Raw genomic sequence first — 10,475 nt, 5'->3', positions numbered from 1 at the left:
GCGGGGCCGCCTGCGGTCAGCGGAACTCGCGCTCCTGGACGGGCAGCGTCACCTCGGACGGCCCACGCCACACCGCTTCCGGCTGCGGCGGGCCCACCAGCGCGGACGGCTCGTCCGCGCCGATGACCACGGGGATGCGGACGGAACTGCCGCGCAGGTCCACCGTCACCTGCGCGCCCGTGGGCGTCTCGGTGTTGTAGTCGGAGTCCGTCCCGGCAAGGACCAGCGCGAGGCGGTGCCCCTTCTTCAGCACGTACTCCTGGCTGAGCGTCTCCCACCGGACGTCGTAGTACCGGCCGGGCTTGAGCGGGCTCGGACGGCTCAGCGACCGGTGGTTCTGCGCGTCGAGCCAGCCGCGGGCGACCACGTTCACCGGCGAGGTGACCGTCCTGACCTCGGTCTCCCGGTAGCAGGCGTCGTCGTTCTCGGTGCTCTCGCCGTGGCAGGACTCGGTGTCCAGGGTGCGGATGCCGGAGCCGGGGCCGAGGTAGTCCACGCGGGTGTCCTCGCCGTAGTCGACGAGCAGGGCGGTGACGTTGGACGTGGGCGCGTCCAGCTTGATCCGCAGCCGGGCCTCGGGCGTCCCCGACAGCCGTCCGGTCCTGGGGAGCGGCCCCGACACGAACGCTGCCCGGAACGGCTGCTCGGCCGTCGGGTCGGCGACCATCGCGCTCTCCGAATGCCCCCGGCCGCGCGGCCCGGGAGCGTCGGTGAACGTCGCCGTCGCGCCCCGCGGGGCACGCGCCAGGCCGAGGGTGCCGTCCGCACCGGGCCGCAGGGTGATGTCCCGCGCGTCCCGGGCCGGCCAGTCCGGCTGGGTGATCCACTGGTCGGGACCGATCTCGATGTCGGCGCGCGGCTCCCGCATGACACCGTTGCGGATCTTGTGCAGCTCATGGTCGAACCATCTGTGCAGCGTGGCCACCCACTGCTCGCGCCGGAAGTCGAACGGATCCACGTGACCGCGCTGCGTCAGCCACACCTTGCGCTGGACGCCGTGCCGCGCGAGGGCGTCCCACCACTCGGCGAAGTGGTCGACCTTCACGTTGAGGTCGTTGACCGCGTGCACCGCGAACACGCTCGCCCGTACGCGGGAGGCGCGGGCGATCGTGCCGTCCCGGTAGTCGGCGGTCTTCCAGTAGGCGTTGTAGTTACCCGTCGCGTCGTCCTCGCCCTCGTCCAGGTCGGCCCTGACCTCGGCGCACTTCTCGGGCGGGTCGGTGTCGACGTAGTCGGCGAGCCACGGCTGCTCGTCCGTCCAGTACTTGACGCCGTTCATCCGGCTGTAGTCGTACCAGCTGCTGATCGACGTGATGGGGACGATCGTCTCCAGCCCCCGGACCCCGGTCGCGGCGACGCCGTTGGCGAGCGTCCCGTCGTAGGACTTGCCGATCATCGCGGTGCGTCCGGTGGACCAGTTCGCCTGCACGGGGCCGCCGTCCGCCCGGTACGCCTTCGCGCGCCCGTTCAGCCAGTCCACCACGGCCTTGCCGCCGAGGACGTCGGTCGGCCCGCCACTGACGGGACAGCCGTCCGACCGGGTCGTCCCGACCATGTCGACGGCGAGGAACGCGTACCCGCGCGGGACGAAGTAGTTGTCATAGAACAACGGGAACTTCACCGGGTTCCCGTCGGCGTCGTAGGTCTTGCGCTCGCCCTCGTTGCCGCGTCCCGCGTTGTCGTAGTACGGGCTCTCGTCCATGATCACCGGGACCTTGAGCCCGTGCTCGGTCTCCCGGGGCCGGATGATGTCGACGGCGACGCGGTCGCGCCTGCCGTCCCGGTCGCTGTCCACGGACGACTCGACGTAGACGTGCTCGCGGATCGCGTCCTTGTAGGAGAAGACCGGCTGCGTCACGCCGCCCTTCACCACGACCTGCGGCGACGTCCGCGCGAGCGCCGCCGCGCCGCCCCCGCCCGCGACGAGCGCCGCGCCGGTCAGCACGGCCACCGCCATCGTCCGCCGGGTCCGTCTCAGGGATCGCCTGGCCAACCCGCACCTCCCGAAATCAGAAAATGATCTCTACGGAGGCACACGTTCCTCGCCCCGGGCCGCCCGGTAAAGAGCGCCCGCACGAGGAACTCGGACCGGATTTGGTCATCTCCTGCCGTTGCGTCCCCCGGTCGGACCGAATCCGCCATATCGGGCTGTCCGTGACCGGCGAGGTGGATTCCCGGCCGTGCGCCGGGAATCCACCGTCCCATGGGTTGGCACTATAGAAAGTCGCTCCGCAAGGGTCCGTTCCGCATCAACCTCTCCCGCAAGGGCGTCGGCCACAGCGTGGGAGGCCGAGGCGCCCGCTACACCCGCTCGGCGGACGGCCGCCGCTACATGACCTTCCGCATCCCCGGTACCGGCATCTCCTGGCGCCGCCCCCTCAGCCGCCGCCGCTAGCCCGCGTCCCGCGGCCGTTCCGCCATCCCCGAGAGCAGGGGTGGGAGGTCGTCGGCGTGGAGGGCCGTCAGGCGGCGGGTGGCTCTGGTCAGGGCCACGTAGAGGTCCTGGCCGCCCTTGGGGGATTCGGTCAGGATGCCGGACGGGTCGACGACGATGACGGAGTCGAACTCCAGGCCCTTGGCCTCCTCCGCGGTCAGGACGACGACGGGGGAGTCGAGGGCCTCCGGGGTCGCGCCGACGGCGGCGTCCGGGAGGGCCTCCAGGACGGCCGCGTGGCGGGCGGTGGAGGTGATCACCGCCAGGCGGCCCTCCTTGAAGGCGCCGCCGATGTCGCCGGCCGTCCCGCCGGTGACGAGGGACAGCTCGGACCGGACGAGGGAGGGCAGTTCGGCGACCGGCATCGCGATCGAGGCCGGCGGGTCGCCCTCGTCGCGGACCGATTCGGGCGGTGTCTGGTCGGGGGCGACGGACGCCAGGACGGCGGCGGCGACCCGCATGATGGCCGCCGGGGTGCGGTAGTTGACCATGAGGCGCTGCTCGCGCCAGCGGCCCGGGACGTAGCGGTCGAGCATCTGGCCCCAGGACGCGGCGCCGGCGGCGCTGCCGGTCTGGGCGATGTCGCCGACGACGGTGAGGGAGCGGGTCGGGACGCGGCGCATCACGGTGCGCCAGGCCATCTCGGAGAGCTCCTGCGCCTCGTCCACGATCACGTGCCCGTACGCCCATTCGCGGTCGGCGAGGGCGCGTTCGGCGGTGGTGAGGGGCGGGCCGTCGTCGTGGTGGCGCTCGGCCAGCTCGGCGGCGGAGAGCACGTCGGAGGCGGAGAGGCGCTCGGAATCCTCGGTGTCGGCCGTCTGGATGACCTCGCGGGCGTACAGCTCCTCCTTGGCGCGGGCGGCCTCCGCGGCGCGCCGGCGGGCCTTCTCGGCGGAGTCGTCCTTGCCGAGGAGGTCGGCCGCCTCGTCCAGGAGGGGGACGTCCGAGATGGTCCATGGGGCGCCTGGCGGGCGGTGGAGGAGTGTGCAGTCGAGGCCGGCTTGCGCGCCGACGCGGGCGAGGGCTTCGGGGTCGGCGTAGAAGTCGGTCAGGAGCTGCTCGGGGGTCAGTTCGGGCCAGAGGGCGTTGAGGGCGCTGTTGACGGTCGGGTCCTGCCAGAGGGCTTCCTTGGCGAGACGGAGGTCGGTCTCGTCCAGGAGGGGTTCGTCCTCGGCTTCGTCGATGAGTTCCTGGAGCCAGTCGGGGAGCCCGCCGTTCTTCGCCATCTCTTCCAGGGGCTCGTCCATGATGCGGTCGTACTGCTCTGCCCGGTTGATGGCGAGGGCCTCCAGCATGTCGTGGACGAAGCGGCGCCGCTGGACGTTGTGGGGGAGACGCAGGGAGCGGGCGCGGTCGCGTATCTCCGTGCACTTCTCGGTGTCCACGACCAGGGTGAGGCCGTCGGTTTCGATGTGCAGGCCGTTTGCGGGGACGCGTTGCCGGTCGTGGACGGCCGCCTCCACCACGTCCGCCATGCGCAGGTCACCCTTGATGACGGCGACCGCCGGGGTGTCGGCCGCCTTCGCCTTGATGCCGGGATAGAGCTCGCCGACCGTGGCCAGGGCGACATCGGTTTCGCCCAGGCCGGGAAGCACCTGCTCGATGTAGCGCAGGAATGTGGCGTTGGGACCCACGACGAGCACTCCGCGTCGTTCCAGCACGTCCCGGTGTGTGTAGAGCAGGTACGCGGCCCTGTGTAGGGCGGCGACCGTCTTGCCGGTCCCCGGGCCGCCCTGGACGACGAGGACGCCGTGCAGCCCGGACCGGATGACCTGGTCCTGTTCCTCTTGGATGGTGGCCACGACGTCGCTCATCCGTCCCGTCCGGCCCCGGCGGAGGGTGGCGAGCAGCGCGGCCTCCCCGACGATGCCGGCGCGGTCGGATTCGCCGAGGCCCTCCAGGTCGAACACCTCGTCGTCCAGCCGGACGACCTCGCGGTGGCGCAGGTGCAGGTGGCGGCGGCGCGCGAGGGTGCCGGGGGCGCCGGGCGTGGCCGTGTAGAACGGGCGGGCCGCGGCGGCGCGCCAGTCGATCAGGATCGGCTCGTGGTCGGCGTCGCGCAGCCCGATGCGGCCGATGTAGAACGTGTCGCCGGGGCCGTCGGCGTCGGCCCGGTGGTCGATGCGGCCGAAGCACAGGCCGTGCTCGACGCCGCTGAGCCGGGCGAGCCGGCGGGCCGCCTCCTCGGTGGCGACGGCGCTCTCCACCCGTGCCTGGAACGCGCTCCCGCCCCCCGCCGCCGGCCCTTCCCGCAGCGCCGCCTCGGCGCTCGCGCGCTCGACGTCGAGCCGCGCGTACAGCCGGGACACGTACTCCTGTTCCACGCGCATCGCGGCCGCGCGTGCCCGCTCCTCGCGTCCGGGGTTGACAGCATCCGCTTGACGGAGTCCCATATCGGGGCTACACTCCTATACATAGGATGGGTTCTGTGTGCGCAATTCGTAAGTCGCCACCCTATCATCCGTCGCCCCCGCATGTGACCGCTCGGCGGCACTAGATCATCATTCGGACGGCCGTCACCCGTGCGGTGCCTTCACGTCACCGGCCATGACGAGGCTGTCCGGCAGCTGCCGGGCCTCCGAAGGTCGTTCTCCATGGCCGACACCGCACGTCCATCAGCAGCACCGGCGACGGCCAGGACTCCGAACCAGCCGCGCACCCCTTCCTCAGGATCAACGGCCGGGACGCGTGCGGCGAGCCCCGCCCCGGCCTCGGGTCAGCGGTCGGTGCGGGGGCTCGTCGCCTGGCCCGCGAGGATGTCGTTCAGGTCGTACGCGACGGGCACCTCCAGCTGCTCGTAGGTGCACGACTCCGGTGTCCGGTCGGGGCGCCAGTTGCGGAAGCGGGCCGTGTGCCGGATCCGCTCGCCCTCCATCCCCTCGTAGGCCACCTCCACGACCAGCTCGGGGCGCAGCGGCACCCAGCTCAGGTCCTTCTTGCCGGTCCAGCGGGAGATCGCACCCGGCATGCGGTCGACGGTCGCCTCGGTCTGGGCGGCCCACTCCGCCCACGGGTGCTCGTCCAGGTCCTTCAGCCGGTACGGCTCCAGCTCCTCGACCAGCTCGGCGCGCCGCTTCATCGTGAAGGACGCCGCCACCCCGACGTGCTGGAGCTTCCCCGCGGAGTTGTACAGGCCGAGCAGCAGCGACCCGACGATGGGCCCGGACTTGTGCCACCGGAAGCCCGCCACCACGCAGTCGCAGGTGCGCTCGTGCTTGACCTTGAACAGGACGCGCTTGTCCGGCTCGTAGACGGTGTCGCGCGGCTTGGCGATGACGCCGTCCAGCCCGGCCCCCTCGAACTCCTCGAACCAGCGCAGCGCGAGATCGTAGGAGTCGGACACCGGCGTCACATGGATCGGCGGATTGACCCCCGAGAGCGCGCCGACCAGGCGCTCTCGCCGCTCACCCAGCGGGACCTCCAGCAGCGACTCGTCGCCGAGGGCGAGCAGGTCGAACGCGATGAACGACGCCGGGGTCTCCTCCGACAGCAGCTTGATCCGCGACGCGGCCGGGTGGATGCGCTGCTGCAGCCCGTCGAAGTCGAGGCGGTTGCCCTTCGGCAGGACGATCTCCCCGTCGACCACGCACCGCTCGGGCAGCTCGCGCTTGACCGCCTCGACCAGCTCCGGGAAGTACCGGGTGAGCGGCTTGCGGCCGCGGCTGGACAGCTCGACCTCGTCGCCGTCGCGGAAGACGATGCAGCGGAAGCCGTCCCACTTCGGCTCGTACAGCAGGTCGCCCTTGGGCATGCTCTTGACCGCCTTGGCTAGCATCGGCGGCAGCGGCGGGCTGATCGGCAGATCCATCCCCCCATCTTGCGCCCCGGCACCGACAGAAGGACATCCCGGCTCCGCAAAACGGCCGTTGATAACCTGCAGGTCATGCGCCGTCTGCTCCCCGGTCCCCCCGCCGATGGCATCGACCCCTACGACGCCTACGCGGACGCGCCGGGCCTGCGCCTCGGCATGGTGATGAGCGCCGACGGCTCCGCCACCGACGCCGACGGCTGGACGGACGCGCTCGGCGGCGACGCCGACTTCCGCGTGTTCCGGACGCTGCGCGCCCTCGCCGGCGCGATCCTCGTGGGGGCCGCGACCGTCCGCACAGGACGCCTCGGCCCCGCCCGCCTCCGCAAGGATCTGCGCGCGCGCCGCGGCGGCCCGCCCGCCCCCATCGTCGTGGTGAGCCGCTCCCTGAACCTCGACTGGACGCTTCCCCTGTTCACCGAAGCCGAGACACCGACGATCGTCATGACGTCGCGGAGCGCCCGGAAAGGCGTCCCCGATCACATCCAGGTGGTCGAGGCAGGGGAGGACGAGGTCGACCTGTCGGAGGGTGTCAGAACGCTCCGCGAAGACCTCGGATACGAGCGTCTCCTGTGCGAGGGCGGCCCGGCCCTGGCGTCGGCGCTGATTCGCGCGTCCCTCGTCGGCGAACTGTGCCTCAACATCGCGCCGACCCTGCTCGGATCCGTCCGCCACACCCGGCTCCTAGGCGGACTGGACACCGAGGTCACCCTCGACCCGGCGGCCCTCTACCTGGACGAGGGCGTGCTGTTCATCCGCTACCGGTTGCGGGTGTAGCGCAGGAAGAGGAAGTCCTCGTCCAGCAGCGCGTGGGCGAGCTCCATCTCCGGGGGGACGGACAGGGGAGGCCCGTCCAGCATCCGTGCCGGGTGGCCGGCGAGCAGGAGCGGGCTCAGCGTGAGGCACAGCTCGTCCAGCAGCCCGGCGGCCACCACCTGTGCGAGGACGCCCGGACCGCCCTCGCACAGGAGGCGCCTGTGCCCGCGTGCCTCAAGCTCCTTGACGGCGGCGGCGAAGTCGAGCGTGTCCTTCCCGGCGACGATGACGTCGGCGCGCGCCCGCGCGGCCTCCAGGCGCGCCGGGTCGGCGGTCGCGGCGGTCAGCACGATCGTCCGGGCCTTCGCCTCGGTGAAGACCGGCGCGTCGAAGTCCAGGTCGAGTGTGCGGGACACGATGGCCAGCGGCGGGACGGGGGAGCGCCCCGCGCGGACGCCGTCCCAGCCCGCGCTCGGCTTCACCGGCCCGTACCCCTCGGTGCGGACGGTGCCGGCGCCGACGATGACCACGTCGGCGAGCCCGCGCAGCAGCAGGAACAGGTGCCGGTCGGCGGCGTTGCCGAGGCCGCCGCTGCGCCCTTCGCGCTGCGCCGCCCCGTCCAGGCTGGTGACCATGTTGGCCCGCAACCACACGCCGCCGGGGGGATACGCGTAAGCCTCGGCGAGATCGACGTCGCCGGGCTCCGGGGAAAGGCTCCGCATGAAAACCCAAGTTACTCGACGTCCGGAACCCGGCGCGGACGGCATCCAGGCGGCAATCTTCACGAATCCGTCACCCCGGAAGTATCGGGAGGCGACACTTGTCACCGGGACGGGGAACGCAGCTGTTCATGGAAGGGGGCGGCGGTGGAGTTCGCCGCGCTGGGCGCCTGGGTGGTGGCCTCGGTGGGGGGCGGCCATCTGCTGGTCAACTGGATGGCGAACGGGGGACCGCCGGCGAAGGTGACGAGGTTCCCCGCCCTGGTCGTGGCCGGGCATCCGCTCCTCGGCATCGCGGGGCTGGCCGCCTGGATCGCCTACCTGGCCACCGGCCGGGCCGCCTACGTCTGGCTCGCCTTCGCAGCGCTGCTGGTCGTCACTTTACAGGGCTTCATGCTGTTCACCCGCTGGCTCGTCGGACGCGGCGGCCGGCACGCCCGCGGCGCCGACCAGCGGTTCCCCGCCGCGGCCGTCGCCGTCCACTCCGCCGTGGCGGTCGCCACGTTCGTCCTGGTCCTGCTGAGCGCCATCGAGGTGAGCCGCCGCTAGGGGAGGCGCCGCTAGGGGAGGCGGCGCAGGACGGTCAGGGCGCGGTCGCGGATCGTCACGGCGTCCCTGGCCTTGAGGCGGGGGCGTTCGCCGATCGTGCCGGGTTCGGCGGTGGCGAGGACGAACTCCCACCGCTCGCCGTACTCGCCGCCCGGGAGGGTGAACTCGACGGCCTCCGAGCCGGCGTTGATGAGCAGAAGGAACGAGTCGTCGCGGACGCGGCGTCCCCTCGGGTCGGGCTCGGTGATGGCGTCGCCGTTCAGGAACACCCCGAGGGACTTGGCGAAACCGACGTTCCAGTCGTGGTCGGTCATGCTCTCCCCGGCCGGGGTCAGCCACGCGATGTCGGCGGCGGCTCCGGAGCCCCTCCCGGTGAAGAAGCGGCGGCGCCGGAACACCGGATGGTCGTGGCGCAGCCTGGACAGCGTCCGGACGAACTCCATGTCGTCGGAGTCCTCCCAGTGCACCCACGCGAGCTCGTTGTCCTGGCAGTAGGCGTTGTTGTTGCCCTTCTGGGTGCGGCCCAGCTCGTCCCCGTGGGAGAGCATCGGCACGCCCTGGGAGAGGAACAGCGTCGCTAGGAAGTTGCGCCGCTGGCGGGCGCGCAGCTCCAGGATCGCGGGGTCGCGGGTGGGTCCCTCTACGCCGCAGTTCCACGACCGGTTGTCGTCGGTGCCGTCCCGGTTGCCCTCGCCGTTGGCCTCGTTGTGCTTGTTGTCGTAGGAGACCAGATCGGTGAGCGTGAACCCGTCGTGGCACGTCACGAAGTTGATGGACGCGAACGGACGCCGCGCGCTGTGCTCGTACAGGTCGGACGACCCCGTCAGCCGGGACGCGAACTCCGGCATCGTCGCGTACGAGCCGCGCCAGAAGTCGCGGACGGTGTCGCGGTACTTGCCGTTCCACTCCGTCCACAGCGGCGGGAAGTTCCCGACCTGGTAGCCGCCCTCCCCGACGTCCCACGGCTCGGCGATGAGCTTCACCTGGGAGACCACGGGATCCTGCTGGACGAGGTCGAAGAACGCCGCGAGCCGGTCGACGTCGTGCAGTTCGCGGGCCAGCGCCGAGGCGAGGTCGAAGCGGAACCCGTCGACGTGCATCTCCAGGATCCAGTAGCGCAGCGAGTCCATGATGAGCTGCAGCGCGTGCGGGGTCCGGACGTTCAGCGAGTTGCCGCAGCCGGTGTAGTCGAGGTGGTAGCGCTTGTCGTCGTCGCGGAGGCGGTAGTAGGACGCGTTGTCGATGCCGCGGAACGACAGCGTCGGCCCGAGGTGGTCGCCCTCGGCGGTGTGGTTGTAGACGACGTCCAGAATGACCTCGATGCCCGCCTCGTGCAGGGCGCGGACCATCGCTTTGAACTCCAGCACCTGCTCCCCGTACTGCCCGGCGGAGCTGTAGGAGTTGTGCGGCGCGAAGAACCCGATCGTGTTGTAGCCCCAGTAGTTGTCCAGGCCCCGCGCCACCAGCGCGTGCTCCGGGACCGACTGGTGCACCGGCATCAGCTCCACGGCCGTCACGCCGAGGTCGAGCAGATGGTCGATCATCACCGGATGCGCGAGGCCCGCGTAGGTGCCGCGCTGCTCCTCGGGGATCGCCGGGTGCAGCTTCGTCAGGCCCTTGACGTGCGCCTCGTAGATGACGCTCTCGTGGTACGGGACGCGCGGCGGCCGGTCGTCCGCCCAGTCGAAGAACGGGTTGATCACGACGTTCTTCGGCATGTAGGGGGCGCTGTCGTCCTCGTTCAGCGCGTCGGGGTCGTCGAACCGGTAGGAGAACAGCGACTCGTGCCAGCGGACGTCGCCCTCGACCGCCTTGCCGTACGGGTCGAGCAGCAGCTTGGACGGGTTGCAGCGGTGCCCCTCGCGCGGATCGAACGGCCCGTGCACCCGGTACCCGTACCGCTGCCCCGGCCCGACGCCGGGCAGGTAGCCGTGCCAGACGAACCCGTCCACCTCGGGCAGATCGCACCGCGTCTCCCGCCCGCGGTCGTCGAACAGGCACAGCTCGACCCGCCGAGCCACCTCGGAGAACAACGCGAAGTTCGTGCCCGTCCCGTCCCAGGTGGCGCCCAGCGGATACGCCTCCCCGGGCCAAACCTCCCGCATGTTCCCACTCCTCCGCCGACCCGTCCCGGCCCGTCGATTGTGACCTACTGTGATCTACCCACCGTCCGCCAGCCCCCACCCACCACCATTCAGAGGACGAGCTT

8 protein-coding genes are annotated in these 10,475 nt (G+C 71.5%); 3 read left to right on the top strand and 5 right to left on the bottom strand.

Features of this window, described 5'->3' with window-relative positions:
* Window positions 1-16: 16 nt before the first annotated feature.
* Window positions 17-1,957 (bottom strand): Xaa-Pro dipeptidyl-peptidase, encoded by a 1,941-nt coding sequence (locus tag E1200_RS25920; protein ID WP_131954686.1) that lies wholly within the window; start codon window positions 1,955-1,957, stop codon window positions 17-19.
* Window positions 1,958-2,203: 246 nt separating this feature from the next.
* Here E1200_RS25920 and E1200_RS25915 point away from each other — a divergent pair, with 246 nt between their 5' ends.
* Window positions 2,204-2,395, top strand: coding sequence for a DUF4236 domain-containing protein (locus tag E1200_RS25915; RefSeq protein ID WP_131954685.1), 192 nt, complete (start codon window positions 2,204-2,206; stop codon window positions 2,393-2,395).
* Here the strand turns inward: E1200_RS25915 and E1200_RS25910 are convergent.
* Window positions 2,392-4,827, bottom strand: a complete 2,436-nt coding sequence (locus E1200_RS25910) for an ATP-binding domain-containing protein (protein ID WP_131954684.1) — start codon at window positions 4,825-4,827, stop codon at window positions 2,392-2,394. The genes E1200_RS25915 and E1200_RS25910 overlap by 4 nt on opposite strands.
* Window positions 4,828-5,150: 323 nt before the next feature.
* A complete protein-coding gene (locus E1200_RS25905) occupies window positions 5,151-6,242 on the bottom strand; it encodes an ATP-dependent DNA ligase (RefSeq protein ID WP_131954683.1) in 1,092 nt (363 codons plus the stop codon).
* 75 nt (window positions 6,243-6,317) lie between these two features.
* Between E1200_RS25905 and E1200_RS25900 the strand changes: the two genes are divergently transcribed.
* Complete coding sequence (locus E1200_RS25900) at window positions 6,318-7,019, top strand: dihydrofolate reductase family protein (protein WP_131954682.1); 702 nt, start codon at window positions 6,318-6,320, stop codon at window positions 7,017-7,019.
* Here the strand turns inward: E1200_RS25900 and E1200_RS25895 are convergent.
* Window positions 7,001-7,720, bottom strand: a complete 720-nt coding sequence (locus E1200_RS25895; protein WP_131954681.1) for a pyrimidine reductase family protein — start codon at window positions 7,718-7,720, stop codon at window positions 7,001-7,003. The two genes, E1200_RS25900 and E1200_RS25895, sit on opposite strands and share 19 nt — an antisense overlap.
* A gap of 144 nt (window positions 7,721-7,864) precedes the next feature.
* Between E1200_RS25895 and E1200_RS25890 the strand changes: the two genes are divergently transcribed.
* The gene (locus tag E1200_RS25890; RefSeq protein WP_131954680.1) at window positions 7,865-8,266 is read left to right on the top strand and encodes a hypothetical protein; all 402 of its coding nucleotides are present in this window, start codon (window positions 7,865-7,867) and stop codon (window positions 8,264-8,266) included.
* 11 nt (window positions 8,267-8,277) lie between these two features.
* On the opposite strand, the gene glgX is transcribed toward E1200_RS25890, so the two are convergent.
* The gene (gene glgX, locus E1200_RS25885) at window positions 8,278-10,371 is read right to left on the bottom strand and encodes a glycogen debranching protein GlgX (RefSeq protein ID WP_131954679.1); all 2,094 of its coding nucleotides are present in this window, start codon (window positions 10,369-10,371) and stop codon (window positions 8,278-8,280) included.
* Window positions 10,372-10,475: the final 104 nt, after the last annotated feature.

It is taken from the genome of Actinomadura sp. GC306 (genome assembly GCF_004348665.1).
In the GTDB taxonomy this organism is placed as follows: Bacteria; Actinomycetota; Actinomycetes; order Streptosporangiales; family Streptosporangiaceae; genus Spirillospora.
The sequence above is the reverse complement of the archived record's forward strand: the minus strand, read 5'-3'. Positions and strand labels throughout refer to the sequence as shown.

Coding starts and splice junctions, on each gene's coding strand:
- E1200_RS25910 (WP_131954684.1), bottom strand. CDS start 4,827: ATGGGACTCCGTCAAGCGGATGCTGTCAACCCCGGACGCGAGGAGCGG.
- E1200_RS25895 (WP_131954681.1), bottom strand. CDS start 7,720: ATGCGGAGCCTTTCCCCGGAGCCCGGCGACGTCGATCTCGCCGAGGCT.
- E1200_RS25915 (WP_131954685.1), top strand. CDS start 2,204: ATGGGTTGGCACTATAGAAAGTCGCTCCGCAAGGGTCCGTTCCGCATC.
- E1200_RS25905 (WP_131954683.1), bottom strand. CDS start 6,242: ATGGATCTGCCGATCAGCCCGCCGCTGCCGCCGATGCTAGCCAAGGCG.
- E1200_RS25900 (WP_131954682.1), top strand. CDS start 6,318: ATGCGCCGTCTGCTCCCCGGTCCCCCCGCCGATGGCATCGACCCCTAC.
- E1200_RS25920 (WP_131954686.1), bottom strand. CDS start 1,957: ATGGCGGTGGCCGTGCTGACCGGCGCGGCGCTCGTCGCGGGCGGGGGC.
- glgX (WP_131954679.1), bottom strand. CDS start 10,371: ATGCGGGAGGTTTGGCCCGGGGAGGCGTATCCGCTGGGCGCCACCTGG.